The sequence below is a fragment of the Janthinobacterium sp. SUN100 genome (genome assembly GCF_030397705.1).
In the GTDB taxonomy this organism is placed as follows: domain Bacteria; phylum Pseudomonadota; class Gammaproteobacteria; order Burkholderiales; family Burkholderiaceae_D; genus Janthinobacterium; species Janthinobacterium kumbetense.
In genome coordinates this window covers 846003-866435 of the sequence record NZ_JAPUBU010000002.1, presented here as the reverse complement: position 1 = coordinate 866435, position 20433 = coordinate 846003, and the positions used below count along the sequence as shown (strand labels likewise).

Below are 20433 nucleotides of genomic sequence, written 5' to 3'. Positions count from 1 at the left end.
AGGTGTTGTTAAACATGCCTTCATGGGATGAGCGCAAGGCGCTCGTGCCATTACTTCCTCAAATGGGGGCGGAACCCCCGATTTCAAGCTTGTGCCGCGTGCCGTTTGCGATAACGCAAGGATGACCACAGCGAGACCAGGATGAAGGCCACGCCCGACAGGCCCGTGAACCACTCCGGAATATGGTACTTGACGGACGCCAGCATGATCAAGGCGAGGATGCCGATCGCATAGTGGGCGCCGTGCTCGAGGTAGACGAATTCGTCCAGGGTGCCCTTGTGCACCAGGTATACCGTCATCGAGCGCACGAACATGGCGCCGATGGCCAGGCCCAGCATGATGATGACGACGTCGTTGGTGATGGCGAACGCGCCGATCACGCCGTCAAAGCTGAACGAGGCGTCCAGCACTTCCAGGTACAGGAAGCCGCCGATGCTGCCGCGCGCTACCGTTTTTACCAGGTCGCCATTGCCGTTCCTGGCCGGCGCGGCGCTTTCTTCTGCGTCATCCTGCAAGTCCGGTTCGCCTTCTTCCAGCAAGCCGCTGATCCAGTTCACGCCGATGTAGACGGCGATGCCGACGATGCCCGACGCGAGCACGCTGTATTTTTGTTCCACGGGGCCCATCGCCACGCAGGCAGCCACGGCGCCCATGGTGATCAGCACGGCCAGGCTTTCGGTGCCCAGGGCGTTGACTTTTTCCTCGGCCCAGCCCAGCCAGTGCAATTCCTTCTCGTCGTCGAACAGGAAGTTCAGGAACACCAGCAGCAGGAAGGCGCCGCCGAAGGCCGCCACTTGCGCATGGTTGTCCGTCAGGTGCTTGGCGTACACATCGGGCGTCGTGGTGGCCATGGTCCACACGTCGACGAGGCCCAGGCCCGTGGCGACGGAAACGATGACCAATGGAAACAGCAGCCGCATGCCGAAGACGGCCACGAGGATACCTACCGTCAAGAACAGTTTTTGCCAGAATTCATTCCAGTGACGCAAGACTGAGGCATTCACCACGGCATTGTCGAACGACAGCGACACTTCCATGATGCCCAGCACGCCCGTGATCCACAGCGCCTGGATCAGGCCCGGCATGCCACTATGGCTGTAACCCCACCAGCCTGATACTGCCATCAGGATAAAAGTGACTAAAAAGGAAATTCTGAAATGCCGCATGAGTACCCCGTTGCAAATATGAAGACGTTTGATTATCCGCGCCGCTGTACGCGCCGCACTCGGTGTTGATATACGTCAATTGTTGTATATGCCATGATTTTATATTAGTTGCCGCGGGGGGCGGCGTTTTATAGGCCGACGGAAGACAGTTCTGCTGGCGCGGCCGATCTGCGATAATTGCGGCGCGCCAGTCTGGCTGCCGCAGCCCCTGACACATTCTCTACATATATATAAGAAGGAATACCCCGTGGATATCGCTTACCTCGTCACGCCCCTGATCACCTGGATCCTGGTCGGACCGATCAAATTCCTGATCAACAGTGTCCGCACGCGGCAATGGGCGTTCGGCCTGGTCGGCAATGGCGGCTTTCCCAGCAACCATAGCGCCGTCGTGTCCAGCATGGCGACCCTGATCGCCTTGCGTGAAGGCATCGGCCATCCCGCCTTCGGCGTGGCAGTGACCCTGGCCTTCATCGTCATCATCGACGCCAACAGCCTGCGCCAGCACGTGGGCAAGCAGGCGGCCGCCATCAACCGCCTGGCCAGGGAAGCGGCCAGCCCCGCGCATACCTGGTTGCGCGAGCGCATGGGTCATACCCTGGTGGAAATCGCCGGCGGTTTGTGCACGGGCGTGGCCATCGGTTTCCTGATCAACTATGTTTTCGGCCGCTAAGTTCGCTTCCCCTGAAACGCAAAACCCCGCTTCAAGGCGGGGTTTTGCGTTTCAGGGCGTAAAAACTACGTTTCATCCATTGATTAAAGCATTACAGGAAACCGCCGATTGACATGCCCGGACGCGCTCATGGATACTTTGGCGCTTGTGGTTTTAATAAAAATATTATGCCTGCTATCGCTCGCAGCCCTATCCGGGCCGCGGGAACGGTAGTGGTGCTATCTATCCGGAGAATTACCCATGTTGCGCAAAACCCTGTTTGTTCTGGCAATCGCTTCTGCCCTGGCCGCCTGCGGCAAAGAGTCCAAAGATCCCGGCAAGGGCGGCAAGAATGCCAAGGAACAGGCGGGCGCTGCCGCCAATTTGCTCGTGTCCCCGGAAGACTTGCTGACCATCCAGAGCAATGCGCTGGCGTCGGGGCCGGTCATCACCGGCTCCGTGCAGCCCGAGCGCAACGCGGACTTGCGCGCCGAAGTGTCGGCCGTGGTGATCCAGGTCATGAAGGAAAATGGTGAAATCGTCAAGCGGGGCGACGTGCTGGTGCGCCTGGACGAAACGTCCATCCGCGACGGCCTCAATTCGGCCGAGGAAGCCAGCCGCGCCGCCGGCCAGGTACTGGAGCAGTCCGAACGCATGTTCCAGCGCATGAAAACCCTGCGCGCTTCGGGCATGACGTCGACGCAGGCGTTGGAAGACGCGGAAATCCGCCGCAACAATGCGCAAAGCGATCTGTCCGCTGCGAAAAGCCGCGCCGTGCAAGCGCGCCAGCAGTTGCAGCGCACCCTCGTGCGCGCGCCGTTCGACGGCATCGTGAGCGAGCGCAAGGTATCGAATGGCGATACGGCGCAAATCGGCAAGGAATTGATCAAGGTCATCGATCCAACCAGCATGCGCCTGGAAGGCCTGGTATCGGCCGACAAGATCGGCGTCGTCAAGGTGGGCCAGCCCGTATTGTTCCGCATCAATGGCTATCCGGGACAGGATTTCGCTGGCAAGGTGCGACGCGTCGATCCGGCCGCCAACGCCATCACGCGCCAGGTGGCCGTGCTCGTCGATTTCAATGACAAGGAACAACCGCGCGTGGCCGGCCTGTATGCGGAAGGCCGTATCGAGACGGAAACCGTCAGCGCGCTGATGATCCCCGACTCGGCCCTGGTGAAGGCGGGCGACGTCACGTACACGTGGAAAGTCAAGGACAAGGCCTTGCATAAAGTCAACTTGCGCATCGGCGCGCGCGACGTGCGCACGGGCCAGTGGGAAGTGCAAAGCGGCCTGGCCAGCGGCGATACCGTGCTGCGCACGCCGGGCTCGACCTTCAAGGATGGCCAGAAAGTGGAATTGACGGCCGCCAAGGCCGTGCCAGCCGCCGCCGTGGCCAGCAGCAGCACCGCCGTTGCCGGTAAAGGAAACTAAGCCATGTTCCTTTCCGATTTCAGTATCAAGCGGCCCACCGCCACCATCGTCCTGATCCTGGCAATGATGTGCGTCGGCTTGCTGGCGCTCAAGAAATTGCGCGTCAACCAGAACCCGGACGTCGAGGTACCGTTCATCGTCGTCAGCATTCCTTATCCTGGCGCGTCGCCCGACACGGTCGAGCGGGAAGTGGTGAACCGCCTGGAAAAGTCCTTGCAAAGCATTTCCGGCGTGACCGAAGTCAACAGCGATTCGAATGAAGGTTCGGCCAGCATCTTCCTGAAGTTTTCCTTCAATACCAATTTGATCGAAGCGTCCGACAATATCCGCAATGCGATTGCCGCCGTGCGCTACAAGTTGCCGACGGAAATGCGCGAACCTATCCTGCAGCGCATCGATCCGGCTGCAGAGCCCATCATGCAGCTGGCCCTGTCGTCGAATACGCAAAGCCATGCGGAAATTTCGCGCCTGGCCGAGGACGTGCTGTCGGACCGCTTCCGCACCGTCGATGGCGTGGCGCTGGTCAACGTGGGCGGTTCGCTCAAGCGCGAACTGTCCGTGCTGCTGCGGGCGGAAAAGTTGCGTGAATACAATGTTTCCGTCAGCGATGTCGTCACCGCCTTGCGCAACCAGAACACGAATGCGCCCGTGGGCAAGGTGCGCGGCACCCTGGACGAGAAAAGCATCCGTCTGGTGGGCCGCATCGAGTCGCCAAGCGACTTCGAAAAAGTGGTGATCAAGCGCCGCGGCGAGGAAATCGTGCGCCTGGCGCAAGTGGCCACCATCGAAGATGGCTTTGCCGAAGTCAACAGCCTGAGCATGCGCAGCGGCAAGCCCAACGTGGGCATTTCGATCACCCGCGTGCGCGACGCTTCCACCGTCAGCGTGGCCAACAAGATCCGCGACATGGTGGCGGAAATCAACAAGACCTTGCCGAAAGGCACGATCCTGCAAGTGACGCGCGACGGCGGCGAAAACGCCCAGCATAGCTTGAACAATGTGATCGAATCGCTGGTGCTGGGCGCCGTGCTGACGATTTTCGTCGTCTACGCCTTCCTGAACTCGTGGCGTTCGACCCTGATCACGGCGCTGAGCCTGCCTACGTCCGTGATTGCCGCCTTCATTGCCGTGTGGCTATGCGGCTTTACCCTGAACTTCATGACCTTGCTGGGCTTGTCGCTGGCCATTGGCGTGCTGATCGATGATGCCATCGTGGTGCGTGAAAACATCGTGCGTCACATGCAGATGGGCAAGGACCGCCGCACGGCCGCGCTGGAAGGCACGGCCGAGATCGGCATGGCCGTGGCCGCCACGACCTTCTCCATCATCGCCGTCTTCATTCCCGTCGCGTTCATGCCGGGCATTTCCGGCGAATGGTTCCGTCCGTTTGCCTTGACGGTGACGTGCTCGGTGCTCGTCAGCCTGGGCATCTCGTTTACGCTCGACCCGATGTTGTCTGCCTACTGGGGCGACCCGGTCGAGGAACACTCGGCGCCGAAAAAAGGCATCGGCCGCGTACTGGAAAAATTCAACCACTGGTTCGACCACCAGGCCGACCGCTACGGCCGCGTGATCGCCTGGGCACTGCATCACCGCCGCTGGATGGCCGTGATCGCCTTCGGCAGCCTGGTGGGCGCCATCGCCCTGCACGCTACCCATGGCGGCACGAGTTTCCTGCCAGCATCCGATTCGGGCAACTTGATGATCAATGTGCGCACGCCATCGTCGAGCAGCATCGAGTATTCGCGTTTGAAACTGGAAGCGGCCGCCGTGCTGGCGCGTACCTTGCCTGAAACCAAGGATACCAACAGTTCCATCAATGCGGGCGGCGGAAGAGTTTATGTCGACATCGGCAAGCGCAATACCCGCAAGCGTTCGGCCAAGGAAATCGCCGTCGAGCTGCGCGAAAAGATGTCGCGCCTGGTGGGGGCCGAATACGTGGTGCAGGATGACTTGAGCAACGGTTCGCAAAAACCGATCCAGGTGGAATTCACGGGCCCGGATTCGCGCAAATTGATGGAAATCACGAATGCCTACATGGACAAGCTGCGCACGATTCCCGGCGCCGTCGACGTGGGCCTGTCCGAGCAAGACCCGAAGAACGAGCTGCAGATCGAGCTCAACCGTGGCCTGGCCAACTCGATGGGCATTTCCGTCAATGACGCGGCGCAATCGTTGCGCGTGGCCTTTGCCGGAGTGGAAGTGGGCGACTGGGTCGATCCGACGGGCGAAACGCGCGACGTGGCCGTGCGCCTGCATCCTGATGACCGCGTGGCGTCGGAAAACATCGAGCGTCTGCCGATCAGCGTGACGGGGACTTCGCAAATGGTCCCGCTCGACCAGATCGCCACCATCACCATGGGCAAAGGTCCGTCCGGCATCGAGCACAAGAATGGCAAGCGTACGATTACCGTGTCGGCCAATGCGCAAGGCCGCTCGAATGGCGAAGTGACGAGCGACGCCATGAAGCTGGCCAATTCCATCGACTTCCCGCCCGGCTACGGCCTGGCGCTCGGTGGCGCCGGCCAGGACCAGCAAGAGCTGTTCACGGAAATGCTGATCGCGCTGGTGATGGGTATCGGCCTGATGTATTTGATCCTGGTCATGCAGTTTGGTTCATTTACCGCGCCGGTGGCCGTGATGATGTCCTTGCCGCTCAGTCTGATCGGCGTGGTGGTGGCGCTGGTGATCACGAATAACACGCTCAACCTGATGAGCTTTATCGGCATCATCATGCTGATGGGCCTGGTCGCCAAGAACGCCATCCTGTTGCTGGACGCGGCGCGCAAGCGCGAGGAAGAGGGCCATGGCCGCGAGGACGCGCTGATGTACGCGGGCCGCATGCGTCTGCGCCCCATCCTGATGACGACGTTCGCGCTGATCGCCGGCATGTTCCCCGTGGCGCTGGGCCTGGGCGAGGGCGGCGAGTTCTACCGTCCATTGGCGATCGCCATCATCGGCGGCACCATCACTTCGACGATTCTGACCTTGCTGGTCGTGCCGACCTTCTATGACAGCATCGAAATCGCCCGCGACGGCGCCGTGGCCAAGTTCCACCGCCGCGCCGCGCGCATGCCCGTGGCCGTAGCCATGATCTTGACCTTGATCGAGTGCGTGCTGACCCTGCTGCTGGTGCGCTTCGCCTACCGCATGCTGAAAAAGGCCGTGCTGTTCCTGATGGGACGCCGCACGCCGAAGGCGGCGTCGGTCAGCCTGCAAAAGTAAAACCGGGCCAAGGCCAGCTTGCGCTGCGTCGTGGTATTTCAAGAGCCTTCCGCGGAAGGCTCTTTTTTTGCCTGCCCGGTTGGCCAGGATGCAGCGCGCTAGCTGTTGCGCGGTGGTGGCGTGGTTCCTGTACCCGTGCCGGTTCCCGGTGTCGTGCCGTTGTTAGGCGGCGTGGTGGAGGGCGGGGTGGTCGTGCCATCGGGGGTGGTGGTGGTACCCGGTGCCATGCCTGGCGTGGTGGCGTCCGGATTGGTCGTGCCCGTGGTGCCGGACGTGCCGCTGGTGGCGGGCGGCGTTGCCGGCGCGGTGGCGGCGGGCGTGGCGGTGGTGCTGGTATCGTTGCGCTTGTTGCAACCGCCCAGCAGCGCACAGACGATGGCGCTGCCGAGGACGAGCTTGCTGGTGGTCAGGAGTGGAGCCGTCATGATTGTTCCTTTTCAGTGAAAGACTGTCGTGGAAACGCATGCCTCGCCAGATTGCGCATCTGGAACAAGGCTGGCATCGCTTGCAAGGTTTAGAGTAGGCGGGCCGGTACAGGTTCACCGGACTTGCACAGGCGCGATGCTGGCGGAGACGGGGAGCGCGCTGCGTTTGACGCAGCGCAAATCCGCAAGGGATATGGGGTGGACCAGGACAGGACGTCCTGGCCGCGCAAGACGATTTATTTGGCGGCAGGGGCCTTGCTCACTTCCACTTCCCAATCCACGCCCGACTCGACGTGGTGCTTGGCTGCAAAGTCGCCCTGGCTGATGGCGACGGCCACGTCGAGCAGGCTGTTCAGGTAGACGAGGGGCTTGCCCTTGGCGACGCCGCCAAACGTGTGCTCGAACGGCGCCGTGACCTTGGCCACTTGCTTGCCTTTGTGCAAGATGCGTACTTGCAGCGGGTCGTGCAGTTTTACCTGCAATTCATCGAGCAGGGATTTCGGGATATTCGTCCATACATTCCCGTATTTCACATCCAGCACGGGCACGATGCCGCGAATCGTGTTGCCATCGCGTACAGGCTTTTGATACGCGATCTTCACCACGGATTCGCTCGGCAATTGAGGACCCACCTGTTCATAGCTGATGGCGCCCGACGCCAGGCGCGCACCCACGTACGCGTACACGTCGCGGCCATGGAAGGTGTACGACTCGCTTGATCCCGCCAGGCGGTTGACCTTTTCATCGATTTCGCGCAGTTCGGCCACGCCGTCGCGCTCGGCGATCAGGGTGAACAGGCCATTGTCCGGCCCCACGAAGTAGCGCCCGCCCTTGGTTTTCAGCACTACCGACTTGCGCGCCGTGCCCACGCCCGGATCGATGACGGAAACGAATACCGTGCCTTGCGGCCAGTAATTGGCCGTCTGGTACAAGCGGTAGGCGCCCAGCCAGATGTCGTAGTCGGGAATCTGGTGCGTCAGGTCCGAAATGGTCAGCTGCGGATCGACGCCATAGGCCACGCCATGCATGGCCGACACGGCGCCATCGGCCGTGCCGAAGTCCGTCATCAGCACCAGCGGCGCGCCGGCCTGGGCGGACGACAGCAGGAGGGCGCTCAGGCAGGTGCCGGCGACGAGGTGGGAGAGGCGTTTGATGATCATGATTTCCTTTGTATCCAGTGTCAGAACGTGTAGCTTAATTTAGCGTAAAAGTACGCGCCATTGACGCCGATGGGGTTGATGAAATTGTAGGGCAGGGCGCCGCCATACGTGGCGTTATTCGTTTCCCGCACGCGCTGCGGATAGCGGTCGAGGATGTTGTTGCCGCCTACGCTCAAGGTCAGTTGCTTGCTCAGTTTCAATTGGCCTTCCAGGTCCAGCGACCAGACGGCGCCGAAGCGCTGGGCGGGGATGCCGTCGATCAAGGGGGCATCGCTGTCGTACGAAAAATCTTTCAGCTCGCCAAAGCGCGTGGCGCGCGCCTGCACGCCCCAGCCGGCTGCCTGCCAGTCGGCGCCGAGGATTAATTTGCTGGACGGTGACGCATGTTTGATGCGGAACAAACTCGTCTCCGTCAGCAGGGTCAGACTGGGATCGATGTTGGCCAGCGCAGCGGAACTCTGGCGTACCTTGTCAAGGCTGGTCTTGTTCAGGTTCAGCGCCGCATTCAGGTTCAGCTTGCCTGAGGTGAACGCCAGGTCGTGGTTCAGCACCACGTCCAGGCCCTTGGTTCGGGTGTCGAGCAGGTTGGCCAGGTAGGCCACGGACTGGATGTCGCTGCGGTCATTCGCGGCCAGGTAGGCCGTGACGGCGTCGCTTTGCAAGTCGCTCGAACGCGTGATGCGGTCGCGGATGCGGATCACGTAGGCGTCTACCGTCACGCTGGTGGTGGCGGCCGGTTTCCAGGCCAGGCCCAGCGAGACGTTGGTCGATTTTTCAGGTTTCAGCTGTTGCGCGCCGAAGCTGCGTGCCAGCGGGTCGCTGGCCGGCAGCAGGGCCGCCGTTTGCAGGGCCGTGCCATCGGCGTTGAAGTTCAGGGTGGCGAAGCGGAAACCCGTCTGCACGAGGGCCGGCGCGCGGAAACTGTTCGACAGCGAACCGCGCAGGAGGAAGTTGTCCGTCACTTTATAACGCGTCGACAGCTTGCCCGTGCTGGCGCTGCCGAAGTCGCTGTAATCGGAATAGCGGGCGGCGGCGCCTACCAGCAGGCGCGGCGTGAGGTCGCTTTCCACGTCCGCATACACGGAGCGGATTTGCCGGCTGCCGTCGTAGGCGTCCGATGGGCGCAAGCCTGGCCCCGCCTGCGCGCCCGGCGGCGCATCGGTAAAGCTGCCGGCCGCATACGAGGCAGGGTCGCCAGCCGAGCTGGTGTAGGTTTCGCGCATCCATTCGGCGCCCACCGCCAGGTTCAAGGGGGCGGGCAAGCCGATGTCGATGCTGCGCGTGGCATCGAGATTCAAGGCCTTCTGGCGGAAGTCGAAGCCGGCCAGGTTGAAACGCGTGGGGCTGGCAGCGCCCAGCGAAGCGTTGACGGAGTGGTTCACGCCGTAGTCAAAGCGGTCGCTGCCGTGGCGCGCGCTGGCGTCCCAGTTCCACTCGCCCCAGCTGCCGCGCACGCCGGCCACGATGCTGAGGTCGCGCTTGTCGCCGTTGGTGACGGGACGGTAGCCGTTCGGATACAGGGCCAGTACATTCGACGGGTCGCCCGGATAGCGGAAGTAGGCGCTGCCATCTGATGTGCGCTCGTTGAGGGTGGCAAACGAATACAGGTCCAGGCCGTTATCCAGGGTGAGCTGGGTGTTGTAGAACAGATAGTGGTTGTGCTGGCGCGAGTCGCCCGACTTGAACACCACCTTGCCGTCGAGCGCCTGGTCGGCGGGCGTGAAGTTGTAGGAAGTCCAGCCCGCGTCGCTGGGGCCGGCACGTTCCGTGGGCGAGCGGCGCCGCGTTTCCGCACCGAAGCGGAAGAAGCCCGCCTCGCCCAGCGGTACGCCATAGTCGGCGTTGACGATGACGGTCTGGCCATCCGTCAGGGTTTGGTCGGTCGGGTCGAAATGCGTGTGGTTGGCGCCATAGCTGACGGAAGCGGCGCCGCCCGTACGGGCCTTCTTCAGCACGATGTTGATTACACCCGCCACGGCATCGCTGCCGTACTGGGCGCCGGCGCCGTCGCGCAGGATTTCGATATGGTCGATGGCGTTCGGCGGAATGGCGTTGATGTCCACCGGCACGGTGCCGGCAAAGCTGCTTTCCGTGTCGAGCACGGCGCTCGTGTGGCGGCGCTTGCCGTTGATCAATACCAGCACCTGGTCGGGCGCCAGTCCCCGCAACTGGATGCCGCGCACGGAGTCCGACGCGCCGCTAGACTCGATGCGGGGGAAGTTGATCGAGGGCGACAGGTTTTGCAGGGCCGCGCCCACGTCGCCCGTCGCCAGCGCATTGCTCACTTCGCGCGCGCCGAAGCGGTCGATGGGCACGCTGCTGTCGAACACCGTGCGGTTGCGCGCGCGCGAGCCGACGACCGTGACCTGGTCGATGCCGGCGCCGGCCGTGTCAGCGGCAGCGCCTGTGCCGGCGGTGGCTTGCGCGTCCTGGGCCCAGGCGGACGGTGCGCCCAGCATGGCGCAGGCCAGCACGATGGCGCGCAGCGGCGTGGCGGGAAGGGAGGCGGGGGCGGATGAATGGCGCGGATGCAAGGCGGTGTCCTTTGGGCTCGATTAGTGTCGGTGTGGAAACAGTTGCCATGAGCTTAAGGGAGGCGCCCGCCGGCGCTAACGATTCTTTCTGGATATGCTTATGCTGTTGTTTTTATGCCGTTATGACCCCGCGCTCAGGATTTCGGCGCGGCCGGCATGTCGGGCTGGGCCGTGACTTGTGTGCCGGCCGCTTCCAGCGGTCGAGGATGCCGAACTCCCTTTCACGCAGGCGCTCGTCGGCTACCACGCAGGGGAGGCTGTCCGCACCGATGCGCGCCAGCACGGCTTGTGCTGTCCGCCAGGCTCGCACGTAGGGCGAATTCAGCACGACGGTTGCTTGTTGTTCAGGGGGGAGGGGGCGAACCAGTCGCCCAGGGCTTGCGCCTGGCGCGCGCCCAGTTTGGCGAGGGGGACATCGGCATCGCGCTCGGCGATGGCGATCGATAGCTGTTTTTCTACTTCGGCGGCATCGCGCGCCACGTTGCCAGTAATTTGGCCGTGGCGCACGATCCAGATGTGCCGCGGCCATTTCTGTTTCATCGCCTTGCGCCTTCCTCCATGTTTATTGTCAATCAACATAGAGGGAAGCGGCAAGGCGCGGCGCGCCGCTGGATACGTTCCTAGGCGGCGTGTTCCGCTTCGTCCAAGTCGGGCGCGTCGTCGCTGTTGTAGACGGCCAGGTCGGTTTGCCCCATGACCCGGCTGGTGACGGTGCCCGCCGTGATCGAACCGCTCACGTTCAGGGCCGTGCGGCCCATGTCTATCAGCGGTTCGACGGAGATCAGCAAGCCGGCCAGCGCGACGGGCAAGTCCATCGCCGACAGCACGATCAGGGCGGCAAACGTGGCGCCGCCGCCCACGCCGGCCACGCCGACGGAACCGATGGTGATGATGGCCAGCAATGGCAGCAGGAAGCTGATCGTGAATGGGTCGACGCCGACGGTGGGGGCGATCATGACGGCCAGCATGGCGGGATAGATGCCGGCGCAGCCGTTCTGGCCGATGGTGGAACCGAACGAGGCGGCGAAGTTGGCGATGCCTTCCGGTGTGCCCAGACGCTGGGTTTGCGTCTGCACGCTCATCGGGATCGAACCGGCGCTGGTGCGCGAGGTGAACGCGAAGGCCAGCACGGGGAAGACTTTTTTCACGAAGCGCAGCGGGTTCAGGCCCACGCCGGCGATGATGGCCAGGTGCACGAGAAACATCAAGATCAGCGCGCTGTACGAGGCGACGACGAAGTTGATCAATTTCAAGATGTCCGTGTAGCTCGACGAGGCCACCACTTCAAACATCAGTGCGAACACGCCGTACGGCGTCAGGCGCAACACCAGGGTGACCATGCGCATGACGATGGCGTGCGCCACTTTCATGAAGTTTTCGAAGGATGCGAAAATTTCCGGCTTCTTGGCGGCGATGCCCGTGGCCGAGATGCCGATGAAGATGGAAAACACGACCACGGCGATGGTCGACGTCTTGCGCGCGCCCGTCATGTCGAGGAAGGGGTTGGTCGGCACGAAGCTGACCAGCAGTTTCGGCAGGGACAGGGCCTTTGCCGTTTCCAGCGAGCCTTGCAGCTGCACGCCGCGCGCCACTTCGGCGGCGCTCGACGTCAGGCCGACAGCCGTCAGGCCGAACAGCTTGGCCATCAAAATGCCCAGCGCAGCGGCGACCGTGGTGGTGATGAGCAGGGTGCCGATGGTCAGCGCGCTGATCTTGCCCAGGGAACTCGCGTCCTTGAGTTTCAATATGGCGGAGATGATGGACACCATGATCAGCGGCATGATGATCATTTGCAGCAATTTCACATAGCCGCTGCCGACGATGTCGATGTATTCATTGGTGCCGGCGATGATGGGCGAGCCGGCGCCGTACAGCCACTGTACGGCCGCACCGAGCAGCACTCCCAGGCCCAGGCCCGTGAAGACGCGCACGGTAAACGTCGCGTGTTTGCGTTGCTGGTGGAACATGAAGGCGAAGACGATCAGCGCAACGAGCAGGTTCAAAATGATGTTAATTGCCATAAGTGGGCCTTATCTTGGTTTTATTCGAGACTGCGGAGAGCACGTGGAACTTTGCTACCAGTAACTTTCGCTCTTGCCCCGGGCGAAAGGGCAAGCACTGTACAGTACTATGGTGGCGTTTTGCGCAATACCGCTGCGAATATTACGCTATATGAATATGCTCCACAGGCATAAGTCTTCCGGCGGATTGTGAAAAACACGATTTCATGCCAGCATGGTTTGCCTATTTATTAATATCGTGCCAATTATTTCAAGGAAAAAGATGAATGCTTTAACGGAAGTGCAGGTACTCGATGCGGAAGAACGCTTGCGCCTGGCCATGATGGCCTCCGACGTGGCTGTACTGAAAGATTTGCTGGCCGATGACTTGTTGTTTACCAATCACCTGGGGCATTTGCTGAGCAAGCATGCGGACCTGGCCGCGCACGAGCAGCGCTTGCTGACCATCACGGACTTGCGCGCGTCCGAGCGCCATGTGCGCGTCAACGGCCACGTGGCCGTGGTTTCCGTGCGCATGCAACTGACGGGCAGCTATCACGACGTGGAAACGCATGGCGACTTCCGTTTTACGCGCGTCTGGGCGCAGGATGCGGCCGGCGCGCTGCAAGTGATCGCCGCCCATTCCGGCGTCGTGGCTTGAGGAGCAAGAGTTAGTGGATCATCGTTCCAAAGGACAGCTGCTGGAAGCTGTCATCGCCGCCGGCCCGGCCACCCTGGCCATCACGGCCGGCTATCCCGTGCTGCTGTACAACCTGGTGCGCACCTGGTCCGACGCCCCCGGCGCCAATGCGCTGGCCGCGTTGCTGCTGACGGGCGGCCTGTGGGCCTTGCTGGAATTCTGGCGCATCGCCCTGGCGACGGTGGCGCGCAAGGCATACGCGTTCAACTGGCGCTTCTGGCTGGCCATCGCCAGTTTTCTCGCCTGCTTCGTGCGTTTCGTGCCGGACATGCCGGCCGGACTGATGTTGTTGCTGATGGTATTGCCGGCGCTGGCGTGGACGCATTTCATCTTGTTGCAGATCAAACGTCCGCGCAAGGCTTGATTGCCGGAAGTGTCGTAGCGGGAGCGATATAGCATGAGTGAAATCCAAAAACTGGGCGAGCAATTCCACGCGATAGCGTCGAAATCCGACTTGTTCATGGCGACGTATGTGGATGCCGTCAAACTGCGCGTGGCGCGAACGCAGATCAGCAAAGGGCCGTTATGTAACGTCAGGCCATTCGATGCCCAAAGGGCCGGCTTCAAGCCGGGAAAAGAGCTGAAGTCGCTGCCCGCGACGCTGAAAGATACCCATGTCTACCATTTCGATGGGGAAGGCAGGGTCATCCTGGTGGAAAGCTATGGCGGATCTGCTGCCATCATCAACAGGAGTTTCTATTTTCATGAACGCGGCGAACTGAAAAGCGTGCATTTCAATGCGGGAGGGAGCTTGAGGAATGTCATGCTCAGTTTTCTTGACGGGGCACGCATCGCGCAGGACCTCAATTTCGGAAAATTTGGCGAAGGGAGCTACGTTTACCGGTATGAAGATGATCGCCTCCATTCCATCATGGTCCGGCAGAGAGAGCATGGCCAGGAAAACCATACCGGATATCAGATTCTGTTCGGCTATGTGGACGGACAGATGGAGAATATTTCCCATGTGTTTACGAATGGATATCAGGAGCAGCGCTATCCATGACGATGGTGGTTTTCAAGGCAAGGCCATGAAAAAACATATGTGGCATCTGTATTATGGTGGGACAGATGTGGTGGACGCCAATGCAGCGTGGGCGAGCGGGCATGCCGGTGCGGGCATTTGTACAGATTGCGGAAATTACATGCCCGGGAATGAAGGCGATTTCGCCGTGGTGGTGGATCAGCGTATTCCTGCACAAGCGGATATGTTTTCCATGGGGCGCTTGTCGCCGTCCATCATGTCCGCCAGGCTGCACCAGTTGATTATGGCTGGCCCTCGTCATCCTGCGCGTCCAGCCACTGTATCCGTCCATTCCCCGCCTCCAGCAGGTGGGCGAGCAGGGCGGTGGCGGCCGTTTCAGGCAGGCTGAAGTCGAACAGTACGTCTGCGCCGTGTTCCACGTTCAGCAGGGTGGCGCCGGCGCCATCGAGCTCGCGGCGCAGCATGCCTTCCATCGCATACGGCACCGTGCAGCGCAGGGTACGCTGGCGCACGATGGCCGTCTTTTCTGCCTGCAACAACGCTTGCGCCACGCTGTCCGTGTAGGCGCGCACGAGGCCGCCTGCACCCAGCTTGATCCCGCCAAAGTAGCGCACGACGGTCGCCAGCACGCCTACCAGGTCCTGGTGGCGCAGCACGTCGAGCATGGGCCGCCCGGCCGTGCCGCTCGGCTCGCCATCGTCGACGGCCGCCGATTGCCCGCCCGCCAGCAGCGCCCAGCACACATGGCAGGCGCCCGGATGCTGCGCTTTTAAATCGTTGACCACCTGCTGCGCGCTGGCGCGGTCCGTCATCGGTTGCACGCAACCGATGAAACGGCTTTTCTTGATGATCAGTTCGCTGTGGACGGGGGCGGCAATGGTAAACGGCATGGCGGGTGCGAAGGCGGGCAAAGCAGCATGATAGAGGAAATGCGCGCCCGCGACGAGCCAGTGCCGCCTACGCGGCCGATGGCGATACCAGTTCGCGCAGCGCGGCATCGCGCACTTGCACGATGTCGAATAGCCCCAGCGCGTGCAGGGCGGGTAGCGCGTCGAGGATGTCGCGTTCGGCGATGGCTTTTTCGGCGCTGCTGCTCGTGTCGTCCAGCCATAGCCGGGCATTCGCGAGGAAGGCGCCCACCGTGCCCTTGCGCACGGTGACGCCATTGAACTGGCCCTGGTTTTGTTGATCCGGTAACACGTCTTCTGCTCGCATGGTGCACTCCTGAATATCGAAAGACTCCACTGTATGATGGCGGGATTGTCTTGCCTGCGTTGTTTATGACTATCGATACGTCAAATCCGCCAATCTTGCCGCCGACGCTGCTGGCGCCGCTGCGCGCCATGCGCATGTCCCAGCCGCAGGAACGGGTGACGGCGGCGCACCGCCATGCCAGCGGCCAGCTGTTCGGCGCCGAGCGGGGCTTGCTCTCCGTGGCTGCCGACCGCGGGCAGTGGGTGGTGCCGGCCAGCCATTGCGTGTGGATGCCGCCCCATCACGTCCATGCGCTGCGTTCGCATGGACCGTTTGCGGGCTGGAGCGTGTATGTGGACGAGGCCAGTTGCGACGGTCTGCCCGCCGCACCGTGCGTGATGCGCGTTTCGGGCTTGCTGCGCGAAGCGGTGGGCCGCGCCAGCGCCTGGGACGACGGTGCGCTGGACGCGCGCCAGGCCCGGGTGGCGGGCGTGATCCTCGACGAGATCGCCGCGGCGCCGCACGAGCCGTTCGGTTTGCCGCTACCCACGGACCCGCGCCTGCTGCGCGTGGCGCGCGCCGTGCTCGATGACCTGGCCGACGAGCGGGGCGTGGAAGTGCTGGCCGCCTGGGCCGGCGTCTCGCCGCGCACCCTGGCGCGCCGATTCACGATCGAGACGGGCTTTACGCCCTCGGCCTGGCGCCAGCGCGCCCGCATCCTGCGCGCCCTGGAGTTATTGGCCACCGGCCAGCCCGTCACGACGATTGCACTCGACCTGGGTTACGAGACCGTCAGCGCCTTCATCGCCATGTTCAGGCGCGTGATGGGCGTGACGCCGGGCAGGTATGGGGCCATGGCCGGGTGAAGGGCGGCGCGCCAGCGTGTTGAAGACTGCAAGCATGCAATCGGCGTAAAATCGCTGAATTCATTCTCTGGATTCCACAATATATGCACAACGACGACCGCTTCGATGGCATCAACGATTTCGTCATGACCGTCAAGCTGGGCAGTTTTGCCGCCGCCGCCGCCGCACAAGGTGTGACGGCGTCGGGCGTGGGCAAGAGCGTGTCGCGGCTGGAAGCGCGCCTGGGCACCAAGCTGCTGCACCGTACCACGCGCCGCTTGACCCTCACGCCGGAAGGGCGCACGTATTACGACATGTGCGTGCAGATGCTGGAAGACCTGGAGGCGACGGAGCATGGCCTGATCGTCGGCCAGCAAGTGCCCACGGGACGCCTGCGCGTCGATGTGCCGGCCGCGTTCGGCCGCCGCCACATCCTGCCCACCTTGCTGGCACTGGCCGAACAGCACACTGGCATCGAACTGGCCGTGACCTTCACGGACCGCACCGTCAACCTGGTCGAGGAGGGCATCGACCTGGCCGTGCGCATCGGCGCATTGAACAACGATGCGGACCTGGTGGCGCGCCAGCTGGGCACGCAGCGGCTGCTGATCTGCGCCGCCCCGTCTTACCTGGCGCGCCACGGCACGCCGCAGGTGCGCGGCGACCTGGTCCGGCACGACTGCATCGTGGGCTGGCACCGGCAAGGGCCGGCAGTCTGGTTGCTGCGCGAGGCCGACGGCACCTCCACCGAGCAGGCGATCCGCGTGCGGCATGCCTTGCGCGACGGCGAGGCGATGCTGGCGGCGACCCTGGCGGGCGCCGGCCTGTGCCAGCTGCCCACCTGGCTGATCGACGCGCACCTGGCGTCGGGCCAGCTGGTGCCCGTGCTGGAGCAGCATGCGGGCGGCGAAATGCCGATTCACGCCGTGTGGCCGGCCACGCGCTACGTGAAGCCCAGGCTGCGCGCAGCCATCGATGCGCTGGTGGCGCTGGCGGCCGCACCGAATCCCGTGTTTCACCCCGCCGATTGAGCGGCCTCAGTCCGCGTGAAACAGGGGCAGCACATGCTCGGCCATCTCCGCGATGACTTCTTCGGCCGGGCGCTGCGACGGCTTCATGTTCAGCGCCACGTGGCGCACGCCCAGTTCGCGCTGCGCCTGCCAGCGGTCGATCAGGGCATGGCGGCCGATGCGCACCACATTGTAGAAGCGCCGGGGCGGCGCGTCCGGGTCCTTGTCCAGGTCGAAGAAGGTGGCGTAGCCATACGCGGGCGGCGGCTGCTCGCCCGCATGGTGGCGCAGGCTGGCCAGGATGTCCTGGATCGCTTGAGCATCGTCGACGGACCAGATCCACGCATCGACATTGCGCGCCAGCCAGTCGATGGGCTGGCGCGAGCGGCCGATCGCCAGCATGGGCAGGCGCTGGCGCACGGGCTTGGGCAGCAGGTCCAGGGTGCCATCCAGGGTGCCGTAATGCTGCGTCGTGGCGGCGGGGAAGTCTTGTTCGCCCAGCTGGCGCAGCAGCGCGAAGGCTTCGCGGTAGCGTTCGTCGCGATTGTCGAAATCGGCGCCGAAGGCCGGGTATTCGGCCGGGCGGTCGCCCGTCGACAGGCCAAGCAGGAAGCGTCCGCCGCTCAATTGATCCACCGAGGCCGCCTGTTTGGCGACGATGACGGGATCGCGCAGGGGCAGCACGATGCCGGCCGTGCCGATGCCGATGCGTTTGGTGACGGAGGCCAGGAAGCCCGCATACACGAAGGGATCGAACACCTGCCCGGCGTCGCCGAATGCCGGATCGAGGAAAGGCACGTCGCGCAGCCAGATGCTGGCAAAGCCCGCGTCGTCGACCAGCCTGGCCATGCGTTCGTGGTCTTGCAGCGTGGGCACGGGCGTGCAGGGATACGCCTCCAGCGGCGCGATCAGGCCGAAGGTCAGCTTGCCCGGGCTGAACACGCGCCGGAACGGGGCGTGCTGCGCCAGGTCCATGCGCGCTCCGGCCGCCGTCATGCAGCCTCCCGTGCAGGCAGTTCCAGATCGTCGCCGGGCTGGCCACCGCCGCCATTGCGCGCGGGCCAGACGATGTCGAGCTGCGAGCGGCTGATGTGCCAGCGGCCGTCGATGCGGCGGTATTCGTCCGCATATGCACCGAGCAGTATCCACGGGTCGCGCTGTTCCGGCTGGCGCGTGTGCAGGTCGATCAGGTAGCAGCGTCCCTGCGCCGTGTCGGCGTCGAGCAGTTCCACCCAGTGGTTCGTCACGGCGTGCAGGAAAGGGTAGCTGCCGTGGCGCTCCGTGTCGTAGTCGTCGAAGGCCCGCTGCAGGCCTGCGCGGATGGCGTCGCGGCCCCGCCATTCGCCCAGGCCCGCGTTGCAGACGGCGTCCGGCGCGAACAGTTCGGCCAGTTCCGCGATGCGGTTGCTGTCCAATAAATGGCTGTAGCGGATGCGCAGGTTTTTGATGGCTTCCAGGTCCAGCAGTGTTTGCATGTTCATCGTGTGTCCTTTCAGTTATTGCGCCGCAAAGGCGGGGTAGTCCGTATAGCCGTTCGCACCGTGCGGGCCGTAGAAGGTGGCGCGCTCGGCCTGCGCCAGCGGCCAGCCGTGACGCAGGCGCTCGACCAGGTCGGGGTTGGCGATGAACGGGCGGCCGAAGGCGGCTAGGTCGATGCGGCCATCGTGCAGCGCCGCTTCCGCGCTGTCGCCGTCGAAGCCGCCCGCCGAGATCAGCGTGCCGCGGTAGGCGCGGCGGAAGTCGGCCGCGAAGCCGGCGGGTATCGGCGTCTGCCCCAGGGTCAGCTGGTCGCTCGTGTGCACGTAGGCGAGGCCGCGCGCGTTGAGCGCTTCGGCCAGGGCCAGCCAGGTGGCCGCCTCGTCGTCGAACGGCTGCATGTCGTACAGGCGGCCGAACGGCGAGATGCGCACGCCGACGCGCCGTGCGCCCACTTCCGCAATCAGGGCGTCGATGGTGTCGAGGATCAAGCGCAGACGGTTGGCGATCGTGCCGCCATACGCGTCGTCGCGCGTGTTGAGGGCGCCGTTGATGAATTGCTCGAACAGGTAGCCGTTCGCGCCATGCAGTTCGATGCCATCGAAACCGGCGGCGATGGCGCGCCGCGCGGCCAGCACGAAGTCCTCGATGACGCGGGGGATGTCGGCGGCGTCCAGGGCGCGCGGCGCGCTGGCGGGTACCTGTCCGGCCACGCCCGGCGACACCCAGGCAAACGCGGGCGAGTTGTCCGCGCGGCGCGCCACGGACGACACGGGCGCCGCGCCACCGGCTTGCAGCGACGTGTGCGACAGGCGGCCCACATGCCACAGTTGGGCAAAGATGCGCCCGCCCTGCGCATGCACGGCGTCGCATACCTGGCGCCAGCCTTCCTGCTGCGCATCCGTGTACAGGCCGGGCACGAACAGAAAGCCTGTGCCTTCGCGGCTGACGGGGATGCCTTCGCTAATGATCAGTCCGGCCGATGCGCGCTGGGCGTAGTACAGGGCCGTCTGCGCGTCGGGTACGCCATCCGTGGCGCGCGAGCGCGTCATGGGCGCCATGACGAAGCGGTTGGGCAAGGTCAGTCCTGCCAGGTCATACGGGGTGTAGAGTTTTTTCATGGCCAGTCCTTTCGGTCAAATACGATGCGTGATGCGTGATGCGGGTGCAGGCATTGCCTGTGCCGCCATGCCATCCATTGTATTTATGAACTGGGGAAAGATAATCCGGGTTTGATTCCATGGACTCGATCCTTTCGGGATTGAATAAGGGGAGCGATGGGAGGGGAGGGCTGGAAAACAAAAAAGCCAACCGCGAACGGTTGGCTTTTCTGAAGTATTTGGTAGGCCGTGCGGGATTCGAACCTGCGACCAACGGATTAAAAGTCCGCTGCTCTACCAGCTGAGCTAACGACCCAAAAACTTTGACTACTTGCTGCGGTAACGCTGTGCCGTATCAACATGCTTGCCATGCTGACGACTGAATCTTGGTAGGCCGTGCGGGATTCGAACCTGCGACCAACGGATTAAAAGTCCGCTGCTCTACCAGCTGAGCTAACGACCCAAGGGCGGCTATTATGACGGCCAACGGCGGTTTTGGGAAGGGCTGGACGGGACATGGGTGGAAAAAA

20 protein-coding genes and 2 tRNA genes are annotated in these 20433 nt (G+C 63.2%); 8 read left to right on the top strand and 14 right to left on the bottom strand.

Translation table 11 applies throughout. The features are described 5' to 3' along the window. Positions 1–83 precede the first annotated feature (83 nt). Positions 84–1166: a DUF475 domain-containing protein gene (locus tag O0881_RS16235; protein ID WP_289912190.1), complete on the bottom strand. Its 1083-nt coding sequence runs from the start codon at positions 1164–1166 to the stop codon at positions 84–86. Positions 1167–1413: 247 nt separating this feature from the next. On the opposite strand from O0881_RS16235, the gene O0881_RS16230 reads away from it, so the two are divergent. The 3 genes from O0881_RS16230 (at position 1414) to O0881_RS16220 (ending at position 6477) form a co-directional block, all read left to right on the top strand. Further along, positions 1414–1839, top strand: a complete 426-nt coding sequence (locus O0881_RS16230) for a divergent PAP2 family protein (protein ID WP_289912189.1) — start codon at positions 1414–1416, stop codon at positions 1837–1839. A 240-nt stretch (positions 1840–2079) separates the two neighbouring features. After that, positions 2080–3252, top strand: coding sequence for an efflux RND transporter periplasmic adaptor subunit (locus O0881_RS16225; protein ID WP_289912188.1), 1173 nt, complete (start codon positions 2080–2082; stop codon positions 3250–3252). Between the two features lie 3 nt (positions 3253–3255). Further along, the gene (locus O0881_RS16220; RefSeq protein ID WP_289912186.1) at positions 3256–6477 is read left to right on the top strand and encodes an efflux RND transporter permease subunit; all 3222 of its coding nucleotides are present in this window, start codon (positions 3256–3258) and stop codon (positions 6475–6477) included. A gap of 98 nt (positions 6478–6575) precedes the next feature. On the opposite strand, the gene O0881_RS16215 is transcribed toward O0881_RS16220, so the two are convergent. From O0881_RS16215 to O0881_RS16190, 6 genes are all read right to left on the bottom strand, one after another. Then, on the bottom strand, positions 6576–6902 hold the full coding sequence (locus O0881_RS16215; RefSeq protein ID WP_289912184.1) for a hypothetical protein: 327 nt from the start codon (positions 6900–6902) through the stop codon (positions 6576–6578). Positions 6903–7138: 236 nt separating this feature from the next. Beyond that, complete coding sequence (locus tag O0881_RS16210) at positions 7139–8062, bottom strand: S-adenosyl-l-methionine hydroxide adenosyltransferase family protein (protein WP_289912182.1); 924 nt, start codon at positions 8060–8062, stop codon at positions 7139–7141. A gap of 20 nt (positions 8063–8082) precedes the next feature. After that, entirely contained in the window at positions 8083–10596 is a 2514-nt protein-coding gene (locus tag O0881_RS16205; protein ID WP_289912180.1) for a TonB-dependent receptor, read from the bottom strand. A 112-nt stretch (positions 10597–10708) separates the two neighbouring features. After that, the gene (locus tag O0881_RS16200) at positions 10709–10879 is read right to left on the bottom strand and encodes a hypothetical protein (RefSeq protein WP_289912244.1); all 171 of its coding nucleotides are present in this window, start codon (positions 10877–10879) and stop codon (positions 10709–10711) included. 38 nt (positions 10880–10917) lie between these two features. Beyond that, positions 10918–11136, bottom strand: coding sequence for a histidine phosphatase family protein (locus O0881_RS16195; protein ID WP_289912179.1), 219 nt, complete (start codon positions 11134–11136; stop codon positions 10918–10920). Between the two features lie 80 nt (positions 11137–11216). Further along, positions 11217–12617 carry a cation:dicarboxylase symporter family transporter gene (locus O0881_RS16190; protein WP_251350914.1) on the bottom strand — a complete coding sequence of 467 codons (1401 nt, stop codon included), beginning with the start codon at positions 12615–12617 and terminating at the stop codon, positions 11217–11219. Positions 12618–12879: 262 nt separating this feature from the next. On the opposite strand from O0881_RS16190, the gene O0881_RS16185 reads away from it, so the two are divergent. Genes O0881_RS16185 through O0881_RS16175 form a run of 3 tightly spaced genes read left to right on the top strand, consistent with a single transcriptional unit; the run spans position 12880 to position 14299 of the window. Further along, a complete protein-coding gene (locus O0881_RS16185; protein ID WP_251350913.1) occupies positions 12880–13257 on the top strand; it encodes a nuclear transport factor 2 family protein in 378 nt (125 codons plus the stop codon). 13 nt (positions 13258–13270) lie between these two features. Continuing rightward, entirely contained in the window at positions 13271–13660 is a 390-nt protein-coding gene (locus O0881_RS16180; protein ID WP_289899322.1) for a hypothetical protein, read from the top strand. Between the two features lie 33 nt (positions 13661–13693). Further along, positions 13694–14299, top strand: coding sequence for a hypothetical protein (locus tag O0881_RS16175; RefSeq protein WP_289912178.1), 606 nt, complete (start codon positions 13694–13696; stop codon positions 14297–14299). A gap of 260 nt (positions 14300–14559) precedes the next feature. Here the strand turns inward: O0881_RS16175 and O0881_RS16170 are convergent, their stop codons facing one another. Both O0881_RS16170 and O0881_RS16165 read right to left on the bottom strand, forming a co-directional pair. After that, positions 14560–15168: a YigZ family protein gene (locus tag O0881_RS16170; protein ID WP_289912177.1), complete on the bottom strand. Its 609-nt coding sequence runs from the start codon at positions 15166–15168 to the stop codon at positions 14560–14562. A gap of 67 nt (positions 15169–15235) precedes the next feature. Further along, positions 15236–15493, bottom strand: coding sequence for a hypothetical protein (locus O0881_RS16165; RefSeq protein ID WP_099664983.1), 258 nt, complete (start codon positions 15491–15493; stop codon positions 15236–15238). A gap of 65 nt (positions 15494–15558) precedes the next feature. Between O0881_RS16165 and O0881_RS16160 the strand changes: the two genes are divergently transcribed. Continuing rightward, positions 15559–16338: a helix-turn-helix transcriptional regulator gene (locus O0881_RS16160; protein WP_289912175.1), complete on the top strand. Its 780-nt coding sequence runs from the start codon at positions 15559–15561 to the stop codon at positions 16336–16338. 83 nt (positions 16339–16421) lie between these two features. Beyond that, a complete protein-coding gene (locus O0881_RS16155; protein WP_289912174.1) occupies positions 16422–17348 on the top strand; it encodes a LysR family transcriptional regulator in 927 nt (308 codons plus the stop codon). 6 nt (positions 17349–17354) lie between these two features. On the opposite strand, the gene O0881_RS16150 is transcribed toward O0881_RS16155, so the two are convergent. The 5 genes from O0881_RS16150 to O0881_RS16130 form a co-directional block, all read right to left on the bottom strand. Next, positions 17355–18323 carry an LLM class oxidoreductase gene (locus O0881_RS16150; RefSeq protein ID WP_289912173.1) on the bottom strand — a complete coding sequence of 323 codons (969 nt, stop codon included), beginning with the start codon at positions 18321–18323 and terminating at the stop codon, positions 17355–17357. Further along, on the bottom strand, positions 18320–18808 hold the full coding sequence (locus O0881_RS16145) for a nuclear transport factor 2 family protein (RefSeq protein WP_289912171.1): 489 nt from the start codon (positions 18806–18808) through the stop codon (positions 18320–18322). The genes O0881_RS16150 and O0881_RS16145 overlap by 4 nt, the downstream gene beginning before the upstream one ends. Positions 18809–18823: 15 nt before the next feature. After that, positions 18824–19924: an alkene reductase gene (locus O0881_RS16140; RefSeq protein ID WP_289912169.1), complete on the bottom strand. Its 1101-nt coding sequence runs from the start codon at positions 19922–19924 to the stop codon at positions 18824–18826. A gap of 219 nt (positions 19925–20143) precedes the next feature. Further along, positions 20144–20219, bottom strand: a tRNA-Lys gene (locus O0881_RS16135). A gap of 71 nt (positions 20220–20290) precedes the next feature. Beyond that, positions 20291–20366: transfer RNA gene (locus tag O0881_RS16130), tRNA-Lys, on the bottom strand. Positions 20367–20433: the final 67 nt, after the last annotated feature.

Coding starts and splice junctions, on each gene's coding strand:
- O0881_RS16235 (WP_289912190.1), bottom strand. CDS start 1,166: ATGCGGCATTTCAGAATTTCCTTTTTAGTCACTTTTATCCTGATGGCA.
- O0881_RS16185 (WP_251350913.1), top strand. CDS start 12,880: ATGAATGCTTTAACGGAAGTGCAGGTACTCGATGCGGAAGAACGCTTG.
- O0881_RS16150 (WP_289912173.1), bottom strand. CDS start 18,323: ATGACGGCGGCCGGAGCGCGCATGGACCTGGCGCAGCACGCCCCGTTC.
- O0881_RS16190 (WP_251350914.1), bottom strand. CDS start 12,617: ATGGCAATTAACATCATTTTGAACCTGCTCGTTGCGCTGATCGTCTTC.
- O0881_RS16165 (WP_099664983.1), bottom strand. CDS start 15,493: ATGCGAGCAGAAGACGTGTTACCGGATCAACAAAACCAGGGCCAGTTC.
- O0881_RS16220 (WP_289912186.1), top strand. CDS start 3,256: ATGTTCCTTTCCGATTTCAGTATCAAGCGGCCCACCGCCACCATCGTC.
- O0881_RS16145 (WP_289912171.1), bottom strand. CDS start 18,808: ATGAACATGCAAACACTGCTGGACCTGGAAGCCATCAAAAACCTGCGC.
- O0881_RS16160 (WP_289912175.1), top strand. CDS start 15,559: ATGACTATCGATACGTCAAATCCGCCAATCTTGCCGCCGACGCTGCTG.
- O0881_RS16140 (WP_289912169.1), bottom strand. CDS start 19,924: ATGAAAAAACTCTACACCCCGTATGACCTGGCAGGACTGACCTTGCCC.
- O0881_RS16175 (WP_289912178.1), top strand. CDS start 13,694: ATGAGTGAAATCCAAAAACTGGGCGAGCAATTCCACGCGATAGCGTCG.
- O0881_RS16170 (WP_289912177.1), bottom strand. CDS start 15,168: ATGCCGTTTACCATTGCCGCCCCCGTCCACAGCGAACTGATCATCAAG.
- O0881_RS16215 (WP_289912184.1), bottom strand. CDS start 6,902: ATGACGGCTCCACTCCTGACCACCAGCAAGCTCGTCCTCGGCAGCGCC.
- O0881_RS16210 (WP_289912182.1), bottom strand. CDS start 8,062: ATGATCATCAAACGCCTCTCCCACCTCGTCGCCGGCACCTGCCTGAGC.
- O0881_RS16225 (WP_289912188.1), top strand. CDS start 2,080: ATGTTGCGCAAAACCCTGTTTGTTCTGGCAATCGCTTCTGCCCTGGCC.
- O0881_RS16195 (WP_289912179.1), bottom strand. CDS start 11,136: ATGAAACAGAAATGGCCGCGGCACATCTGGATCGTGCGCCACGGCCAA.
- O0881_RS16155 (WP_289912174.1), top strand. CDS start 16,422: ATGCACAACGACGACCGCTTCGATGGCATCAACGATTTCGTCATGACC.